This is a genomic window from Simiduia aestuariiviva, assembly GCF_014192475.1.
GTDB lineage: Bacteria > Pseudomonadota > Gammaproteobacteria > Pseudomonadales > Cellvibrionaceae > Simiduia > Simiduia aestuariiviva.
Genome location: NZ_JACHXZ010000003.1, coordinates 216,539 through 234,846 on the forward strand (window position 1 = coordinate 216,539; position 18,308 = coordinate 234,846).

Annotated in this window: 17 protein-coding genes; 3 read left to right on the plus strand and 14 right to left on the minus strand. The window is 54.0% G+C overall.

What is annotated here, in order from left to right; all coding sequences use genetic code 11:
• Window positions 1-6: 6 nt before the first annotated feature.
• Both fadB and FHS30_RS10690 read right to left on the minus strand, forming a co-directional pair.
• Window positions 7-2,154 (minus strand): fatty acid oxidation complex subunit alpha FadB, encoded by a 2,148-nt coding sequence (gene fadB, locus FHS30_RS10685; RefSeq protein ID WP_183910475.1) that lies wholly within the window; start codon window positions 2,152-2,154, stop codon window positions 7-9.
• 226 nt (window positions 2,155-2,380) lie between these two features.
• On the minus strand, window positions 2,381-2,872 hold the full coding sequence (locus tag FHS30_RS10690) for a GNAT family N-acetyltransferase (protein WP_183910476.1): 492 nt from the start codon (window positions 2,870-2,872) through the stop codon (window positions 2,381-2,383).
• 174 nt (window positions 2,873-3,046) lie between these two features.
• On the opposite strand from FHS30_RS10690, the gene dusA reads away from it, so the two are divergent.
• Both dusA and FHS30_RS10700 read left to right on the plus strand, forming a co-directional pair.
• The gene (gene dusA / locus FHS30_RS10695; RefSeq protein ID WP_183910477.1) at window positions 3,047-4,021 is read left to right on the plus strand and encodes a tRNA dihydrouridine(20/20a) synthase DusA; all 975 of its coding nucleotides are present in this window, start codon (window positions 3,047-3,049) and stop codon (window positions 4,019-4,021) included.
• On the plus strand, window positions 4,018-4,452 hold the full coding sequence (locus FHS30_RS10700; RefSeq protein WP_183910478.1) for a TerB family tellurite resistance protein: 435 nt from the start codon (window positions 4,018-4,020) through the stop codon (window positions 4,450-4,452). Before dusA ends, FHS30_RS10700 begins: the two co-directional genes overlap by 4 nt.
• A 4-nt stretch (window positions 4,453-4,456) precedes the next feature.
• Here FHS30_RS10700 and FHS30_RS10705 read toward each other — a convergent pair whose 3' ends face one another.
• Entirely contained in the window at window positions 4,457-4,942 is a 486-nt protein-coding gene (locus FHS30_RS10705; protein ID WP_183910479.1) for an STAS domain-containing protein, read from the minus strand.
• Window positions 4,935-6,137 (minus strand): SpoIIE family protein phosphatase, encoded by a 1,203-nt coding sequence (locus FHS30_RS10710; protein WP_183910480.1) that lies wholly within the window; start codon window positions 6,135-6,137, stop codon window positions 4,935-4,937. The genes FHS30_RS10705 and FHS30_RS10710 overlap by 8 nt, the downstream gene beginning before the upstream one ends.
• 317 nt (window positions 6,138-6,454) lie before the next feature.
• On the opposite strand from FHS30_RS10710, the gene FHS30_RS10715 reads away from it, so the two are divergent.
• A complete protein-coding gene (locus tag FHS30_RS10715; protein ID WP_183910481.1) occupies window positions 6,455-6,760 on the plus strand; it encodes a PilZ domain-containing protein in 306 nt (101 codons plus the stop codon).
• Window positions 6,761-6,841: 81 nt separating this feature from the next.
• Here the strand turns inward: FHS30_RS10715 and FHS30_RS10720 are convergent, their stop codons facing one another.
• From FHS30_RS10720 to FHS30_RS10765, 10 genes are all read right to left on the minus strand, one after another.
• Window positions 6,842-7,579 carry an MlaA family lipoprotein gene (locus FHS30_RS10720; protein ID WP_343049060.1) on the minus strand — a complete coding sequence of 246 codons (738 nt, stop codon included), beginning with the start codon at window positions 7,577-7,579 and terminating at the stop codon, window positions 6,842-6,844.
• 101 nt (window positions 7,580-7,680) lie between these two features.
• On the minus strand, window positions 7,681-8,115 hold the full coding sequence (locus FHS30_RS10725) for a hypothetical protein (protein ID WP_183910482.1): 435 nt from the start codon (window positions 8,113-8,115) through the stop codon (window positions 7,681-7,683).
• Between the two features lie 89 nt (window positions 8,116-8,204).
• The gene (locus FHS30_RS10730) at window positions 8,205-9,122 is read right to left on the minus strand and encodes a porin (protein WP_246341284.1); all 918 of its coding nucleotides are present in this window, start codon (window positions 9,120-9,122) and stop codon (window positions 8,205-8,207) included.
• Between the two features lie 235 nt (window positions 9,123-9,357).
• On the minus strand, window positions 9,358-10,098 hold the full coding sequence (locus FHS30_RS10735) for an HvfC family RiPP maturation protein (protein WP_183910483.1): 741 nt from the start codon (window positions 10,096-10,098) through the stop codon (window positions 9,358-9,360).
• Window positions 10,095-10,985, minus strand: a complete 891-nt coding sequence (locus tag FHS30_RS10740) for an HvfB family MNIO-type RiPP peptide maturase (protein ID WP_183910484.1) — start codon at window positions 10,983-10,985, stop codon at window positions 10,095-10,097. The genes FHS30_RS10735 and FHS30_RS10740 overlap by 4 nt, the downstream gene beginning before the upstream one ends.
• 14 nt (window positions 10,986-10,999) lie before the next feature.
• Window positions 11,000-11,410, minus strand: coding sequence for an HvfA family oxazolone/thioamide-modified RiPP metallophore (locus FHS30_RS10745; protein ID WP_183910485.1), 411 nt, complete (start codon window positions 11,408-11,410; stop codon window positions 11,000-11,002).
• Between the two features lie 226 nt (window positions 11,411-11,636).
• The gene (hrpA, locus tag FHS30_RS10750; protein WP_183910486.1) at window positions 11,637-15,545 is read right to left on the minus strand and encodes an ATP-dependent RNA helicase HrpA; all 3,909 of its coding nucleotides are present in this window, start codon (window positions 15,543-15,545) and stop codon (window positions 11,637-11,639) included.
• A gap of 78 nt (window positions 15,546-15,623) precedes the next feature.
• Window positions 15,624-16,043: a hypothetical protein gene (locus FHS30_RS10755; RefSeq protein WP_183910487.1), complete on the minus strand. Its 420-nt coding sequence runs from the start codon at window positions 16,041-16,043 to the stop codon at window positions 15,624-15,626.
• 208 nt (window positions 16,044-16,251) lie between these two features.
• A complete protein-coding gene (locus FHS30_RS10760) occupies window positions 16,252-17,427 on the minus strand; it encodes a vWA domain-containing protein (RefSeq protein ID WP_183910488.1) in 1,176 nt (391 codons plus the stop codon).
• Window positions 17,427-18,272 (minus strand): AAA family ATPase, encoded by an 846-nt coding sequence (locus FHS30_RS10765; protein ID WP_183910489.1) that lies wholly within the window; start codon window positions 18,270-18,272, stop codon window positions 17,427-17,429. The genes FHS30_RS10760 and FHS30_RS10765 overlap by 1 nt, the downstream gene beginning before the upstream one ends.
• Window positions 18,273-18,308 lie beyond the last annotated feature (36 nt).

Genomic DNA, 18,308 nt, shown 5'->3' on the forward strand with positions numbered 1-18,308 from the left:
TACCCCTTAGGCAAAGTAGCTTTCGCCGGCTTCCGCCTTGGCGCGCAATTGATCGGTAACGGTGTAAAGACCGCCCAGATGTGCATATTTATCGGCGATGGCCACGAAATTGGCCAAGCCCAAACTTTCCATGTAGCGGATTGCACCACCGTGGAAGGGCGGGAAGCCTATGCCGTAAATAAGTGCCATATCTAACTCGGTGGCAGAATCGACGATGTTGTCTTCCAAACAGCGCACAGACTCTAAGCACAGTGAGACCATCAGGCGCTCGGTGATTTCTTCGTCTGAGAATTCTTTGCGATCAGCTACGTGCCCTTTCAACAAATCCCACACGGATTCGTCAGCCACTTTTTGCAAGCGACCGCGCTTGTCGGTTTCGTAGCTGTAGTAACCCTTGCCATTTTTCTGACCCAAACGCTTCGCGTCATACAGCAATTCGCTGGCAGTTTTGTAATCGTACTTCATGCGATCGGGGAAGCCTTCGCTCATTACCGCGCCGGCGTGTACACCCGTGTCGATACCCACTACGTCACACAAATAGGCGGGGCCCATGGGCCAGCCGAATTTTTCCATGACTTTATCAATGGCCGCAAAGTCTGCGCCTTCATGCACCATTTGCATGAAGCAACCCATGTAGGGCGACAGGATACGGTTGACCAAAAAGCCGGGGCAGTCGCGCACTACCACGGGCTTTTTGCCCATGGCCAAGGCGTAACCGACTGTCGCCGCAACGGCGGTATCCGACGTTTTCGCACCGCGAATCACTTCAACCAACGGCATTTTGTGAACGGGGTTAAAGAAGTGCATGCCGCAGAAATTTTCTGGGCGCTTCAAGGGCTGAGCTAAATAGTCGATTGAAATGGTAGAGGTGTTCGACGTCAAAATGGCGTCTGTGCGCATCTTGCCTTCCACCTCGGCCAACACCGCGTGCTTGACCTTGGGATTTTCCACCACGGCTTCCACAATCACATCGGCGCTATCGATACCGTCGTAGGACAAGGTGGGGGAAATTTTTGTTAACACGCCCGCCATTTCGCCAGCGGTCATACGCTTGCGATCAACCAGCTTAGATAACAACTTCGCTGCCTCACCCATACCCAAATCCAGACCCGCCTGCGCGATGTCTTTCATCATGATCGGCGTGCCCTTGTAGGCAGACTGGTAGGCAATGCCACCACCCATGATGCCCGCGCCCAGTACGGCACCCTTTTCCACTTTTTTGGCCGCCTTGGCTTGGGTTTTGCCCTTTTTCATGAGCATCTGATCGCCCAAGAACAAGTTCACTAAATTGGCGGCAACGGGTGTCTTGGCCAACTTCGCTATGCCGGCAGCTTCAACCTTGAGCGCGTCGTCGCGGCCAAAGGTGCTGTTCTTCTGCATCGACTTAACCGCAGTGACAGGTGCCGGGTAATGCTTGCCCGCTTGACCGGCCACAAAGCCCTTGGCAGTTTCGAATACCATCAGGGATTCGATGTCGTTAATCTTTAATTTTTCCAACTTTTCTTGACGCTTAGCCTTGTAATCCAGCTCGCCGCTGATGCAGCGCGCCAGTAGGTCCAAACCGGCTTCACGCAATTTATCTGCGCGCACGACAGCATCGACCACACCATCTGCAAGCGCTTTGTCTGCACGCTGCTCTTTACCGGCGGCAATCCACTCGATGGCGTTATCGGCACCGGCCACGCGCGGCAGGCGCACAGTGCCACCAAAGCCCGGCATGATGCCCAATTTAACTTCAGGCAAACCGATTTTGGCGCCTTCGGCCATCACGCGGTAGTCGGTGGCTAGCGCCATTTCCAAACCGCCGCCGAGGGCAACGCCATTGATGGCCGATACGGTGGGCATCGGCAAATCTTCAACGGCGTTAAAAATTTTATTGGTCTCGAATACGCCCGCGGCGATCTCTTCTTCAGAGCGACCGAAATTCGCACCGAATTCAGTGATATCTGCGCCCACGATAAAACCATCTTTGCCGCTGGTGACTAGCAGGCCTTTGACCTGGCCATCGGCCTGAATGGCTGCAGTAGCATCCTTGAGTTCATTGAGCGTCAGCTGATTAAATTTGTTAACGGAGTCGTCAGTCAGGTCAAAACATAGCTCAGCTATGCCCTGATCCAACGCGCGAACGGTAATCGCCTTTCCTGAATAGATCATGGGGGTTCCTCGTTGGATGCCAGCCGTTGGCGGGTCATTCGTTATTTGCGCTTTCAGTCCACGACCGTCTGGCTAGATGGGAATAGCCTACGGTGCAGCGCCGGGCAGCGGTGCCCAGACTTACTATAGACTCAAGCAAAGCCGCCGTACGCTCAATAGCAAAACAAACCACATTTGCTTGCAAATGTGCTCAGGCGCGATGAGGATTTTGGGGCAGACTGGACGGTCAGGCAGACCGCTCAAGGAGATACAACTCAACACCGTGTTGTGTTTCGGTGCCAATGGGCTGGAATTGAAAGCGATCGTATAGGGCCAGCGCGGGGCCATTAGCCTTGGCCACCTTGACCCGCACGGAAACGCCTTTCTTGGTATACAGATCTACCACGGTATGAATCAACTGGCTCGCATAGCCCTTGCGCTGAGCTTGGGCGTCAACACAGAGCCCGTCGATCTGGCACCAGCGCTGGTTAGCATTGGGCTCGATGAGCTCAATGGCGGCCAGCACCTCTCCGCGCCGGCTTTGCAGCCCTAAAATGCGGCTCGGCGCCAATCGAATGGCCGCGGCATCCCGTTGAAGCGGCAAAAAGTAACTGCTTGCAGCACCGCCGATTAAGCGCGCCTCCTGCCGATACGCATTTTGAAACAAGAAGTACAACTGTTCAGCCGTGCGACTGGCACGGTGATTGATGACTTGTGGTTTTAGCGTGTCAATGGACATAGAAGAGGCAACTACAGAGCGAATCATAAAGAGTAATACAACCAAGATACTGCGCAATCGTGCAGTGTACCCAGTCTGCTCGCAAGTTAAAAACGGCCGAAAGCACTATTTCAGATTTTTGTGGCCAGCTCCGCTAAAATAGCGAACTTTTAAGGAGATTAGACGTTGCCACCGATGTACAGCCCCCGCCGTTTCAGCCTGGCCCCCATGATGGATTGGTCGGATCGCCATTGCCGGTACTTTTGGCGCCTGCTCAGTAAGCGCGCATTCTTGTACACCGAAATGGTGACCACCGGCGCCCTGATTCACGGCGATAGAGACCGCTTTCTAAACTTCAATCCCGAGGAGCACCCCGTCGCACTGCAGGTGGGCGGCAGCAACCCCAAAGAATTGGCCGCCTGCGCGCAGATGGCAGAAAGCTGGGGCTACGATGAAATCAACCTCAACTGCGGCTGCCCTTCCGACCGCGTACAGAGCGGCATGATTGGCGCCTGCTTAATGGGGCACCCCCAGCTTGTGGCCGATTGCATCAAGGCCATGCAAGATGCCGTTAGCATTCCGGTCACCGTAAAACACCGCATTGGCATCGACGACATGGACGACGACGCCGGCCTCGCCGAGTTTGTGACGCCTATTGCCGCCACCGGCTGTGCCACGTTTATTGTGCATGCCCGCAAAGCGTGGTTGCAGGGGCTCAGCCCCAAAGAGAATCGCGAAGTGCCGCCGCTCAACTACGGGCGCGTGCACCGCCTAAAGCAGGAGCACCCCGAGCTGGAAATTATCCTCAACGGTGGCCTGACCACGCTGGCCGAATGCCAAGCGCAACTCGATCACGTCGACGGCGTCATGGTAGGGCGCGAGGCGTATCACAATCCCTGGCTGCTCACTGAGGTGGACAGCGCCCTTTACGGTGAGGCGCCGGTGCCGCGCGACCGACTCGCCATTATGAACGAGATGCTGAGTTATATTGATCAGCAGCTGAGTCAGGGTATGCGGCTACACCACATTACGCGCCATCTGCTAGGCCTCTTTCACGGCCAGCCGGGCGGCAAGCAATTTCGTCGCGTGATCAGCGCTGAAGCACACAAGCCCGGCGCCGGTGCCGAATTGGTAGACCGCGCACTCGACGAAATCAGGAGTCGCATGTGATAGTTGAGTTACTCAAAAATCTGTTTGACGCCCCCACCATTGAGGCTCGCCCCTGCCAACAATTGGCAGGTATCGCGCTGCTGGTAGAGGTGGCGATGGCCGATGGTCATATGGATTCGACAGAGCGAGCCGAACTGCAGACTGCCATTGCTCGCAGCCAGCAGATGAGCGAAGCCGCCGTCGGTCAGTTGCTTGAGCGCGCCACACGCCAGCAGCGTGAAGCCACATCGGTGTACGAATTCACGCGGGTTATCAATGATGAATTTACTGCAGCAGAGAAATTTGAGCTGGTGCAAGCGATGTGGGCGGTCGCCTATGCCGATGGCAATCTGGACAAATACGAAGAGCACACCATCCGCAAACTGGCGGATTTAATTCACCTGCCACACAGTGAGTTTATTCGGGCGAAATTGTCCGTGCGCCAAGGGTGAGCGGCTAGCAATCTTGCTCTAGGGTGGCAATCAAATCTTTAAAGGCATCGCGATTGGCGGCGTTGAGCCCAACCAAAATGCGGTGGGCCTCCAGCACTCGCGCTTTCACATCGCCTTCATCGGCGCAATCCACGCACAGCGCCTCGGCCTCTGGGACGTCGGTATCGCCGTCTTTCACGATACAAAAAATTTCCGCAAACCCCATGGTTTGTAAGATGCGGTCAATGCCGGGATTGTTGCTCACCACCGTGGGCACTAAGCCGTGCCGCTCTTGGGCGAGCAGTGAAATCTTGGCCATTAAACCGAGCGTAGTTGAGTCGATAGCCTCAGCGGCGGTGAGATCAAATACCACCGAAATAAAGTTGGCGTCGCTAAACATTCGATCGATAAAGGCGTCGAACGAGATACACAGGGTCAGGCGCACATCGCCCACCAGCTTAATAACGTATACCCCCTGGTGATCAGCCACCAGGATTTGCCCTTCACGCACCCGCTAATCCTCGAGAAATCGACAAGACGGCGATATCATCTGGCGCATCTTCAACTTGATCCAAGTTCAACGCCTGACACACAGCCTCGACAGTGCGCGGCATATTACCGAGCCTTGATAGCAATTCAACCTCTTTATCTGCCAAATTGTCAGCCTCCAATACTTCGAGCACGCCGTCTGAAAACGCGAATAAGCTGAATTGGGGTGGTAGATCCGCACACCACACCTGCCAAGTTGCCTCCTTGAAAATGCCTACGGCTTTGCCCTCACCGGGCATAAAGTGCGCGCCATCCTCATCTATCATGACGGGCATGGGCAGGTGGCCCGCAACACTGTAGCGCAATTGATTGGTGTCCGTGTCGATGACCCCAGTGAAAAGCGTCAGGTGATGCCCGAGCGCGGTATCCAGCAACTCGCGATTGATAACCGACAATAACTCCGCCGGCCCCTGCTCAAATGAACCGGCGTCGGCGAATAGGCCCTCTTCACGCACCAGCCGCGTCACTAGATGCTTGAGCCAAACCGTCACAAAGGCCGAGCTGGCCCCGTGGCCTGAGACATCGGCCAAATAAAATGCCAGATAGCGTTGGCCCAAATAGGCGTAATCAATAAAGTCGCCGCTCAAAAACAATGAGGGCTCGATATGGTGCGCAATGTGATATTCACCGCGCGTTTGCGGGTATTGCGGCAACAATCGGCGCTGAACTTGGCGCCCGGCCTGCTGATCCCGCTCAAGTACGCGCAAGTGCTCCCGCAAATTGCGATTGGCGGCCTCAAGTTCTTGCCGATAGCGTTGATTTTCGGCCAACAACGCCTGTCGCTCCAGCGACTTGTCGATGGAGTGTACCAACATCTCCATGTCGACCACCGGCTTGATCATGTAATCACTGGCACCAAGGCGCAGGGCCTCTACCACATCGGTTACGACGCCGGCACCGGAGATCACCATAACGGGGGTGTCGGGGCAGACTTCGTGGATTTGGCCGAGCACCTGCAAGCCATCGATGCCGGGCATGCGCAAGTCGGTTAAGACGATATCGGGTTTTTCTTGGAAGAAGAGGTCTAGGCCCTGCTGGCCATTACTCGCCTCCAACACGTCAAATCCGCTGTCGGCGAGGTACACCACAATGCTCTGGCGAACGATGGTGTCATCGTCAATGATTAGAAGCCGGCGTCGGCTCTCGGCGTTGTGCATTTCCACCCTTAAAACACTGTGCAAGATGCCCAGTCAAACCTTAGCCTGTGAACCGCTAACCCTACTCCCATAAAGTTGCTCCTGCAAGCTGTTCAAAGCCTCTGAATTGGCGTATCTTTTATGTCCAAGTTGCACGTATTGTGCACTTGGCGCACCGAGTTTTCGACCCCGCGCCTGCCATTAACTCACACAACGCTAGATGCACCTGATCGGGGTTTGCCACCGGCCCGCACAACGCTCAAGCCAACGGCAATCCACCATAATAACAACGCCTAAACACGCCGTTTGAGCGATACAAACTACACAGGAAGCACATTATGAGTCTTGCCAACCGCGCCTACAGTGAAAAGCGTAACTTCATTCGCATGCGGATCGATACGCCGGTGGAAATTACCCTGGACGAAGATCAAACCCTCAACGGCCTGTGCTGCGACCTCAGTGGCGGCGGCATGGCAGTAGAAGTGGACCGCGCCCTGCCCGTGGGCACCCAGTTGACCATTAGCCTCAGCTCTAGCCATGGCCACAACCCAATGTTGCGCGCTAAGGCACACGTCGCACGGGTGTTGTCCGGTCCCAATGAACGCTGTCAGTTAGGCCTAGAAATCGACGAACTGCTCGACTAAAAAAGCCCGCAATTGCGGGCTTTTTATTGAATTGTGAAAGCCCGCGCAACTTGCGCAGGCTTCCATCCTCACACTCGGTGATTAATAATCGTAATCGCCGTAATCGTCCGACGCTCCACCAAAATCATCTTCGACGACTCCATCGTTGATCAAAAACTGGCGGTTCTGTAGATATGCGGAACGTATAAACACATAGTGATCGCCACTCATGGATTTCTCCAACGGCAACAACTGCGCCCGCATCGACACCAAACGCAAACCAAGCACTCCATAGCGAGCACCGGCATCTTCAATCTGTGCCACCGGCACCGTATCTAAATCCATGGGTATCGACAGGGTGCGGGTTACTGTAGATGGTCCTAAAAAGGGCAATATCACATAGGGACCTTCCGGCACACCCCACACCGCCAGTGTTTGACCAAAGTCCTCACCGTCGCTGCGGCGCAAGCCAAAATGGCCCGCCACATCGAATACGCCCGCTAGCCCGACGGTGGAATTGATGAGAAAGCGCGCCGTATCGTTGGCAGCCGCATCCCACTTCCATTGCAACACATCGTTAAACACGTTGGTCAATTCACGCAGATTCGCGAACACATTATCGACCCCCACTTCCACAGGGTCGGGCAACACTGCGGTATAGCCAATGGCTAAGGGCCGCATAAAATAGCGGTCTAGGGTCGAGTTAAAGGTAAACATTGTGCGGTTGAACCCCTCCCAGGGATCTTCCGAAGTGGCATCGTCTGCGGCCAGAACGGGGGTGGACATCAAGAGCGCCAAAGCCAGCAATCCTTGACGCACTGATAAATAGATAAGTCTCACGGTAATCTCCCTTGCAAGCCGTGGGGCGAGTAAATGGCGGCATTGTACGTGCCCACTGGCGTCGCGTCAGCTACTTAAGGCTAGGTTTCCAATAAACCTTGCTAGCTGCAGGTCAGGCGAATATGCAGATACAACTGCTGTTGATCACGCGCCGCCCACTCGTTATTTTTATCCCAACCATTGGGGCAGTGCTGGCGCATCTGCTGGTACAGCTGGTCGAGCGCCTTAAGGACACTGCCTGTTTCAGGTAGCGGTGCGCGAATTAACACTTCGGTGCCGGCGCCGGTGGCCACTTGGGCGCGGTCATGGGTTGCGACCTTATTTTGCCCAGCGGGCGTAGATGCACCGGATGGCTGCGCCTCATAGGCGGTTACCACCTTTGGTTTTTTATCGCATTCAAAATGCAGCCGATGAAAATCCCCAGCTTCCGATAAATCCACCAGGGATTCGCAGGGCTTACCCTCATCATCCAGCTGTGTTTCCGCAAATACTTGGCTGCCCATCAATGCCAACAGCAACGCTATCCAACGCATCATTCTCTCCCTCTCCACTGCAATACCTACACCGCAAAACCAAAAAAGGGTGCCGATGCACCCTTTTCGCAAAACTGCCTCAAGGCATACGCTTAGAACTTGTGCTCCATGCCCAAGCCTAAGTAGCTGCCCTCAATGGCGTTGTCGTCAGCGGACTTGTCGGTGTAAAAACCAAACACCTTGGTATTTTTTGCCAATTTATAATCGGCACCCAGCGAAAAGGTTTCACCGCCATCCTTTTTGATATCAGACTGCCCGGCCTGCGCCTTAAACGCCCAGCTGCCCATTTTGTACTGACCGCTCAACATCCAGCCATCATTCGTGGCGCCGTTGGTATCATCGGTTTCGTAGAGCGCGCCAATTTGAAAGTCACCCACGTTGGCCTGCACGACACCGCGCAGAACGTTGGAATCTTCTGCTCGCACGGCGTCATCATAGGCAAGGCCCGCATAGATCACGTCATTCTGCCAACCGGCAGACAGTGACATCGCATTATCTACCTCGCTGTCTTCACTCATGATGTAGGCGCCTTTGGCGAAGAAACCGCCCATGTCTGGCGTGGAGTACATCACCATGTTGCTTTCACGGTTTTCGTTGGCAGTGATGACATGCTTGATGTCACCTTGCAGGTCATTAAACAGGTCTATTTTATTCTGCAGCAATTTGGTGGGGGTATCGTGCTTACCGGCAATGACGGCACCAAAGTCACCTGCTAGCCCCACATAGATGTTGCGTTGCTTAAACACTGCATCGCCATCGTCGGCGGCAACTTCATACTCCAACTGGTAAATGGCTGACAGCGAATCATTGATCTTTGTCTTGCCTTTGAAACCCAAGCGCGACGCGTTGCTTTCCAGCGCCATGACGTTGCCGTCACCTTCATCTTGACTTTCAACGGTCACGTTCACTTTGCCGTACACAGTTCCGTCGATGGGGCCTTCGGCGTGAGCGGCAACTGGCAATACGGCTGCAATGGCAAACGGCAGCATTTTGTTCATTGGAGTTTTCATGTGTGTCCCCTTGGCGTTATAGGCTATTCAGTTCATCGGGTGACTCGTTCACCGGATGCGCTGCATTCTGGCGGCGAAATATTGCAGAAAAATGACAGGGAGATCGAGAAAATAATTATTTATAATTAAAAATTGTTCACTAATACTCAAAAGTACACAACTGAACGCAAGAAACCGCCAAAGTGTCATTTTTCTGTAGCATTACTGCTAAAAAACAAGCATAGACGGGCGCGGCTTATACGCAAATGAGCAGAATATCCTGATCCACAAAATGCTGTAGGGTGACGCGCAGCTGCTCCACAAACTGCGGCGAGGGTGGCTCCGGCATTTGGGCCGCAAACGCCGCGGCTAAATCCGCCAGCGTCCATTGCTCCACTTCATCAAACCGCAGTAACAAGGCGTAGCTCATGGAATTGAGCGCCATGAATCGCACCTGCTGCTGGCGATCGCGGTGCACGACAAACAAACTGGGCGCCTCGGGTGCCGCAGTGGGCTGGTAATCGGGGCCAATGCGGTGCACCGGAAAGCGGTAGGCCAGCGGCCATGCCAGGGGTGAACGCTGCAAGCGCGTGGCTTCGGCAACCACGCCATCAACTGCCGGTGGCAGTTGGTCGGGCGCCACGTCGAGCGCCAACTCCACCCATTCGTAGTGCATTAATTCCAGTGTAAATTCGGGCAGGGCGAGATGCTCCGCCTGACTGACAAACTGATAAAACTCCTGCCCGATTTCTAAAAAATATGGCGACTGGGCGCGGTATTCGCGCACAAATGCACGCACTAATGCCAGCCACTCCGCCTCGTTGAGCAGGCTATGCATGATTGGAAAACCACTGCTCAGAAATCCTTCAATATTATTGAACACCAGCTCTTGGTACACCTTGAGTCGGCGCATTTCCACACCCGTGGGTGCGGGAATCTGCTCGGGATCGCGCAGATGGCGCGTCAATGCAAATTGCTGCTCGGCCACTGAGTTCATGATGGCACCGCCAACAGTGCGCCACGATAATCCTGCGCCCCCTGCGCCAAGGCCTGTGCCTGAATTTGTTTTACTTGATTCACTTCCTTCAGCAGCTCGGCCACCGGCGGAATATTAAAATCCCGCTCCAACAAGGTCGGCCGGACACCGTATAAATCATAGGCCTCTGATAACAGTTCCCAAACCGGCTCGATAACATCGGCGCCATGGGTGTCCACCTTTAAGTCTTCGGCCTCATCGTAATGGCCAGCAACGTGGTAATAGCGGGTCCGGTGGCCGGGCAGCGCGCGCAAAAATTCGTGGGGATCATAGCCGTGATTGATGCTGTTCACGAAAATATTGTTAACGTCCAACAGCAAATCACAGTCGGCTTCTGCCAGCACCGCATTGATAAATTCACTCTCGGTTAAGTCCTGAGCCGCGGTCAGATAATAGGAGACATTCTCCAGCGCAATGCGTCGCTCAAGTTGGTCCTGCACTTGCCGCACGCGAGCCGCTACGTAGTGTACGGCCTCTTCGGTAAAGGGGATGGGCAAGAGATCGTAGAGGTGGCCGTCGTCACTGCAATAGCTTAAGTGTTCGCTATAGGCGCACACCTGATGCGCATCTAAAAATTGTTTGATATTGCCCACCAGCTGCGTATCCAGTGGTGATGGGCCACCGATGGAAAGCGACAAGCCATGGCAAAAAAGTGGAAAGCGCCGCGTATATTCACGCAGCTGGTCGCCAAATCGGCCACCGACGCCAATCCAATTTTCGGGAGCCACTTCCATAAAATCGATGTGTTCATGGGTCAGCGCGTTAAAGGTTTGCATTTCGCTGCGCCGTAAACCCAAACCGGCGCCAAGCGCCGGTCGGGATACATCGGTATCAGTTTGCACGGTCATGAATGCAATCCTGCTTAGGCTACGCCACCGCACTTGCCTTCTTTATCGGCCTTGTCACCGCCGCACTTACCGTCTTTTTTAGCTTTCTCGCCGCCGCACTTGCCTTCACCGCACTTACCGTCGCGCTTGGCTTTTTCGCCGCCGCACTTACCTTCACCACACTTGCCATCGTGCTTGGCTTTGTCGGCACCACACTTGGCTTCGCCGCACTTGCCATCTTTCTTGGCTTTGTCTTTCGCTTTATCGCCGCACTTACCTTCGCCACACTTTCCTTCGCCGTGGTTGTCGGCCAAATTGTAGCCAGTGCTTAATTCTTGTGCAGAAAATGGATTGTCAGCAGCAAACGCAGAACCAGACATTGCCGCCGATGCCAATACCGCAGCACCAATGGCCGCTGCGAACGGGGTTTTCATTGATTTGGACATAGGATTCTCCTTAACGAGCCCTTACTTGCTTTTATTGTGGACAACGCCAACTGGTGCCGCCCGTGTTGAATCAGTGACTTAGAGCTCTGCCACTCATCGACGTTACAGTATAGACACAAGTTTTTTAGCGGCGCCGATCACAGCTGCGATCAATGGAGTCTTTTAAACGCTCAAGCGCGGCAAGTGCGCCGCGTTACCGCTTGGGCTAATCCAAGCCGCATGCAGCCTAGTGCAACCCCAATGCCTGCTTTGCATCTTGCAGCTGTTTGCGCAGGCGCTTAGCTGACACGGGCGTCAGGGTTTTGATGGTCTGTGCAAACAGTGAAATGCGAAACTCTTCGAGCAACCAGCGCATATCACTCAACTGCGGCGTCAGTAGCGCCCGATACTCGCCGGCTTGTTCACACAGGGCCTGCCACTGTTCCGCCACCGCCGACCACTCCGCCATGGCCAGCTTATCGCGCTGGACATTTTGCGGGGCCTTTTCCAAACGCAGTAAGATCGCCTTTAGGTAGCGCTGATAGTGCCTGAGTGTGTCGACCGGCATATGAACCAATACGCCTTTACCAAACAGTTGATCGAGCTGCTGCTTTATGTCCGACAGCGTGAACGCCAGCATTAACGCGTTGCGATTACTTTTGAGGATCTTGCGCACCTCCACTAACAGCACCAAGGCTTTGTAGAGTTGATCGGCCAAATCCGTTGCGCGCGGCACCAGTGCCGTGCGCACCGACTCCACCAGCGCATCAAAGGCCTGTTGATTGCGCACATTGGCATCCGGCCACTGCTCAGTCATCAATTGCACCATGGCCGCCAGCGTTAAATCACTGGCCACCTGCTCGCGACTGCCTAAGCTCGCCATGGTCAAACCGATGTCTTTGCCACGCAACAGCTCCTTGTGCAAATAGCGCACTGGCTCGCCCATTTGCAACAGCGCCAAGCGGGCCACCCCTGTACGGTGCAGCCAACGCGCGGCCTCGGGGTTATCCTGCATGCGCAACGCCACACTGTCACCCTCATCCACCAGCGAGGGATAGACGCGAATGGCGATACCGCCGCGCTTAAACTGGGTTTGCTCAGGCAGCTCCCCCAGCGTCCACTGGGTAATCCCGGTCTGCTCGAGGTCGGGGCCAGCGGATTCAATACTGGCCTGAAGGCGGTCGCGATAGCGCTCGCGCAATTGCGGTAAATCTCGACCGCTGTCCAACCGCTTGCCCTGCTCGTCCAGCACAATAATGTTCATGCGGTAGTAGTCATCCAGCTGTACTTCTTGCCACAGCTCGGGGGCGATGCGGTTGCCTGAGGTGCGAAACAGCTGTTCGCCGAGCGTCAGTGCCAGCGGCTCATTGGCGGGCGTCATCCGCGCCAGCGCCTTATCCACGTATTCGGGCACCGGCACAAATTGCTTTCGGGCCTGCTTCGGCAGCGCCTTGACCAGGGCCACGCACTTTTCCTTCAATATGCCTGGCACCAACCACTCCAACCGATGCTCTGGCAACTGGTGCAAAATACTCACCGGCACCAACACACTGACGCCATCGTCTGTGTGGTTCGGCTCAAAGTGGTATTGCAGGGGCAGCTCCATACCGCCGACCGACAATAGATCGGGAAACTGGGCCTCGGTAACCGCACTGGCGTCATGCTGCATAAGATAGTCGCGGGTGAGGTACAGCAATTTCGGTGTTGTTTGTTCCGCTGCTTTGCGCCAGTGCTCAAAGCCCGCCAAATTGACCATACCCTCTGGCAAGCGCTCATCAAAAAACCGAAACAGCGCTTCGTCGTCCACCAGAATATCGCGTCGGCGCGATTTCGCCTCCAGTTCTCCCAGACTGTCTATGAGTTTGCGATTGGCTTTAAAAAACGCGCCCTTGCCGCGGTAATTTCCCTCCACCAAGGCGCTGCGAATAAACACCTCGCGCGCCGTTATCGGGTCGATGGTGCCGTAGGCCACGCGCTTGCGCTCAATGAGCACCAACCCATAAAGACTGATCTTTTCGAAGGCCATGACCTGGCCGCTTTTGACGTGGTAGTGGGGCTCAAAATGCTCGCGCTTGACCAAGTGACCAGCCACCTTGAGCACCCACTCGGGCTCTATTTTTGCAACCGTGTGCGCAAATAGCTTAGAGGTTTCCAACAGCTCGCCAGCCACCAGCCACTTGGGTGATTTTTTGGCGAGTCCGGAGCCCGGAAATATTTGAAATTTACGTGAACGCGCACCCAAGTATTCGCGATCTTCCGCCTTGGTGCCCAGATTATTTAGCAAACCAGGCAGCAGCGACTGATGCACCGCCGCGTAATCAGCAGGTGCTTTGTTTAGGGTAAATTTCAGGTCGCGCAGCGCCAATCGCAATTGCAAGTGAATATCGCGCCACTCTTTAATGCGCAGCCAAGATAGAAATTCGCGCTTGCACAGCTTGGCGAACTGACTGCTAGATAGCGCTTGTCGCTGTTCTTCTATATAGCGCCATAGATTAACCCACGCCACAAAGTCTGAATTGTCGTCGCGAAAGCGGCGGTGTTTTTCATCGGCGGCTTGCTGTTTTTCCGCCGGACGCTCACGCGGGTCTTGCACTGATAAGCCAGAAACAATAATTAGCACTTCATCCAATGCATTGGCGTCTGCTGCGGCGACCAACATACGCCCCAATGTGGGGTCTACCGGCAATTTCGCCAGTTGCCGCCCCATGGCCGTGAGGTTGCGCTGACCATCAATCGCCTGCAGCTCTTCGAGCAAGCGCATACCGTCGTTAATCAGGCGCGAGTCTGGCGCATCGACAAACGGAAATTGTTCGATATCCCCCATGCGCATGGACAGCATTTGCAAAATCACCGCCGCCAAATTGGTGCGCAATATTTCTGCATCGGTATAGGCGGGTCGGCCCATAAAATCTTGCTCGCTGTAGAGCCGAATGCAGATTCCTTCACTCACTCGACCACAGCGGCCCGCGCGTTGATTAGCGCTGGCCTGAGAGATCGGCTCTATGGGCAGGCGTTGAATTTTGGTGCGATAGGAATAGCGACTGATTCGCGCCAACCCAGGATCAATCACATAGCGAATGCCGGGTACGGTGATGGAGGTTTCCGCCACGTTGGTGGCCAGCACAATACGGCGCCCCGCATGTGGCGCAAACACGCGCGTTTGCTCCGCTAAACTCAAGCGCGCGTAGAGTGGCAGCACCTCCACATGGGCCAAATTCGCTTTGCGCAGTGCCTGCGCCGTTTCGCGAATTTCTCGCTCACCGGCCAAGAACACCAGAATATCGCCACCGCGTCGGCCGCCGCCCTTTTCTGCCGCCAGCAACTCATTGACGGCGTCTGCAATTTGATCGGCCAGATCGCCCTCTTCATCTTCAGCGGGGCGATAGCGAATTTCTACGGGATAGGTGCGGCCCGATACTTCAATAATCGGGGCATGATTAAAGTGCTCAGAAAAGCGCGCAAGATCAATGGTGGCCGAGGTGATAATCAATTTTAAATCGGGCCGCTTGGGCAGCAGCTGCTTAAGGTAGCCCAACAAAAAATCGATGTTTAGCGAGCGTTCGTGGGCTTCATCGATAATCAAGGTATCGTAGCGACTGAGTAAGGGGTCCTGCTGAATCTCAGCCAGCAGTATGCCGTCGGTCATTAATTTAATGAGTGTACTGTCGCTGCTTTGGTCGTTGAAGCGCACCTGATAACCCACGCGGTCACCCAGCGTGGTATTGAGCTCTTCCGCTATGCGCGCAGCCACAGTGCGTGCAGCCAGCCGACGAGGTTGAGTGTGGCCGATCAATCCGCGCAACCCGCGCCCCAATTGCAGGCATATTTTCGGCAATTGTGTCGTTTTTCCAGAACCCGTTTCACCCGCCAAAATAACCACTTGATGTTGCGCTACCAGTTTGGCGATTTCGTCGGCGCGCTGACTCACGGGCAGCGCCTCGGGCAATTGAATGTCGGGCACCAACGCCGCGCGCGATTGCCGGCGCACTTGCGCTGCGTCCAAGTTCTGCTGAATCTCCGCCAGCAGCTTATCAATCGGTTGCTTGCGCTCTTGGCGGCGGCGCACAGCGCGCAAGCGTTTGCGCAAGGCCATGGCGTCGGCGATCATTAATTGATCAAGCTCGGCATACATTGCAGAAAAATCAGGTGCAGACATCAATTCGACCAGTGGGTAAAAGTGGCCGAATTATAAGTGCTAGCCCAGCATCGCGATAGTTTCGCCGCAGGCTAATGGTCAGCTATATTGATATTTGCAATTGGTGGTGACCCACATCAATTCGCTACGAGAAAGAATCGGCGGATTGTGCATGATTCCCTCGTCAACGGGGCGCGCGCCGGGTTTTGCAGGCGTTACCCGTTTTGGTCGATCGCCGCTTACACCAGAACTCTTACCATTGCGTAGACTGGCGCCTGCACCGGCCGACGGAAGTTCATCGACACTGGGTACCGCTTTCCTGCCAATAACACACAATATTTTTGCGCCGTCTCGACGACCTTCTTTCACTTGTGTGTCAATGCTATAAAACGACGGGCAGTTGCCGTCTAATTGAGGGTGCCTTTCGGCGAACTGCGAAGCACTTATAAAAAAATACAGGGCGTAGTATTGCACTGACAAACCCCACATCCCTGCCAATACCGCTAGATGGCTTTCCATAGAAAGTCCCTATCCTCCGTGATGCCATTCCTCCAATAGGGTATTTATACTAGCGTACTACTTTTGCGCACTGAAATAATTTAATTGCCTCAAGCAACTATTCAATAGATAGATTTAAATTAAAGAGAGATTGGATGCAAAACGAGAAGTACTTAGATTATTCTAAAATAAAATTCTAGGCGACAATTACCGACCGCCTTAGACGCCACTATTTGGCTAAATACTTAATGCCGCGATCCAATCCGTCGAGCGTCAGCGGGTACATCTTGTCATCAATCAATTCGCGCGTCATGCCAATGGACTGGGTGTAATCCCAATATTTTTCCGCTACAGGATTAAGCCAAATCACCTTTTCGAAGGTATCGGTTAAGCGCTGCATCCACTTGTAACCCGGCTCCTCATTCATGTGCTCGACACTGCCGTATTGACTGGCAATTTCATAGGGTGCCATGGACGCATCGCCCACAAAAATCACCCGGTAATCGCTGGAGTACTTATGCATGACATCAAACAGTGAAAGCGTTTCTTGGTGACGCCGCTGGTTATCCTGCCACACGCGCTCGTAAATAAAATTGTGGAAATAGAAATATTCCAGATGTTTAAACTCCGTTTTACAGGCGGAGAACAACTCCTCACACAGCGTGATATAGGGGTCCATAGAACCACCCACATCCAAAAACAGTAGCACCTTGACGGCATTGTGACGCTCGGGCACCATTTTGATATCCAATAAGCCCGCATTGCGCGCGGTCGATCGAATAGTATCGTTTAGGTCCAGCTCATCGGCGGCGCCAGTGCGCGCGAATTTTCGCAGCTTGCGCAACGCCATTTTTATGTTGCGCGTACCCAGTTCAACACTGTCATCCAGGTTTTTGAATTCGCGTTTATCCCATACTTTCACCGCGCTTTTATTGCGCGATTCGCCACCCACGCGGATTCCCTCTGGATTGTATCCACTGTTGCCGAAGGGCGAGGTGCCGCCTGTGCCAATCCAACGATTGCCGCCCTGATGGCGTTTTTCTTGCTCCTCTAAGCGCTTTTTGAATTCCTCGATCAACTTTTCCAGCCCACCCAAGGATTCGATTTTCGCCTTTTCTTCATCAGTGAGCTGCTTTAAAAATTCACTGCGAATCCAATCGTCGGGAATCAGCGCCTCGAATATATCGTCGATACTTTCAAGACCCTTAAAGTAAGCGCCAAAGGCACGATCGAAGCGATCGTAGTACTTCTCGTCTTTTATTAGAATTGTGCGTGACAGCAAATAGAAGTCGTCGAGCGAACCAAACGCCAAACGATGCTGTAGCGCCTCCAACAAAGCCAGTAGTTCCTTGAGGGATACGGGCACATTGTGCGCCCGCAAGCCGCTGAAAAAATTAAGCAGCATTAGCGGTTTTCCCGACGACTCATAAAGGCCAAGCGCTCCAGCATGTGCACATCCTGCTCGTTCTTCAACAGTGCGCCGTAGAGTGGGGGAATGGCCTTGGTGGTATCGCGGTTTTTCAAAATTTCATCGGGAATATCATCGGCCAACAACAACTTCAACCAGTCCACTAATTCACTGGTGGACGGCTTTTTCTTCAAACCCGGCACCTTGCGCACATCGAAGAAAATATCCATGGCGTCTTTAACCAGTTCCTGCTTAATGTTAGGAAAGTGGACATCGATGATTTTCTGCATGGTCTCCCGATCGGGAAACGTAATGTAGTGAAAGAAGCAGCGACGCAAAAAGGCGTCCGGTAGTTCTTTTTCGTTGTTGCTGGTAATGATGACGATGGGCCGGTGCTTGGCCTTAATGGTCTCGCCGGTTTCGTAAACAAAGAACTCCATTTTGTCGATTTCAACCAACAGATCGTTGGGAAATTCGATATCGGCCTTGTCGATTTCGTCGATCAACAGCACCAACTGCTCGTCGGCATCGAAGGCCTCCCAGAGTTTGCCTTTTTTGATGTAGTTTTTGATATCGTGCACGCGATCGTCGCCCAGCTGCGAATCTCGCAAGCGCGATACGGCGTCGTATTCGTAGAGGCCCTGCTGGGCTTTGGTGGTGGATTTTATGTGCCACTGGATCAACTTCAGACCCAAACTTTGCGCCACCTGTTCGGCCAACATGGTTTTGCCGGTGCCCGGCTCACCTTTCACTAGCAGCGGGCGCTGCAGCGTCACGGCGGCATCAACCGCCATGCGTAAATCATCGGTGGCAACGTATTGATCAGTACCTTTAAAGGCCATGCCTTACTCCAAGCGTTAACTTCTCAAAACGCCCAG

Bases quoted from the DNA above. Each gene is read 5' to 3' on its own strand.
- FHS30_RS10730 (WP_246341284.1), bottom strand. From the start codon at position 9,122: ATGAAAACTCCAATGAACAAAATGCTGCCGTTTGCCATTGCAGCCGTA.
- FHS30_RS10760 (WP_183910488.1), bottom strand. From the start codon at position 17,427: ATGCTGCTTAATTTTTTCAGCGGCTTGCGGGCGCACAATGTGCCCGTA.
- FHS30_RS10765 (WP_183910489.1), bottom strand. From the start codon at position 18,272: ATGGCCTTTAAAGGTACTGATCAATACGTTGCCACCGATGATTTACGC.
- FHS30_RS10715 (WP_183910481.1), top strand. From the start codon at position 6,455: ATGAGTCTTGCCAACCGCGCCTACAGTGAAAAGCGTAACTTCATTCGC.
- FHS30_RS10755 (WP_183910487.1), bottom strand. From the start codon at position 16,043: ATGGAAAGCCATCTAGCGGTATTGGCAGGGATGTGGGGTTTGTCAGTG.
- dusA (WP_183910477.1), top strand. From the start codon at position 3,047: ATGTACAGCCCCCGCCGTTTCAGCCTGGCCCCCATGATGGATTGGTCG.
- FHS30_RS10725 (WP_183910482.1), bottom strand. From the start codon at position 8,115: ATGATGCGTTGGATAGCGTTGCTGTTGGCATTGATGGGCAGCCAAGTA.
- FHS30_RS10745 (WP_183910485.1), bottom strand. From the start codon at position 11,410: ATGTCCAAATCAATGAAAACCCCGTTCGCAGCGGCCATTGGTGCTGCG.
- FHS30_RS10735 (WP_183910483.1), bottom strand. From the start codon at position 10,098: ATGAACTCAGTGGCCGAGCAGCAATTTGCATTGACGCGCCATCTGCGC.
- FHS30_RS10690 (WP_183910476.1), bottom strand. From the start codon at position 2,872: ATGTCCATTGACACGCTAAAACCACAAGTCATCAATCACCGTGCCAGT.
- hrpA (WP_183910486.1), bottom strand. From the start codon at position 15,545: ATGTCTGCACCTGATTTTTCTGCAATGTATGCCGAGCTTGATCAATTA.
- FHS30_RS10740 (WP_183910484.1), bottom strand. From the start codon at position 10,985: ATGACCGTGCAAACTGATACCGATGTATCCCGACCGGCGCTTGGCGCC.
- FHS30_RS10710 (WP_183910480.1), bottom strand. From the start codon at position 6,137: ATGCACAACGCCGAGAGCCGACGCCGGCTTCTAATCATTGACGATGAC.
- fadB (WP_183910475.1), bottom strand. From the start codon at position 2,154: ATGATCTATTCAGGAAAGGCGATTACCGTTCGCGCGTTGGATCAGGGC.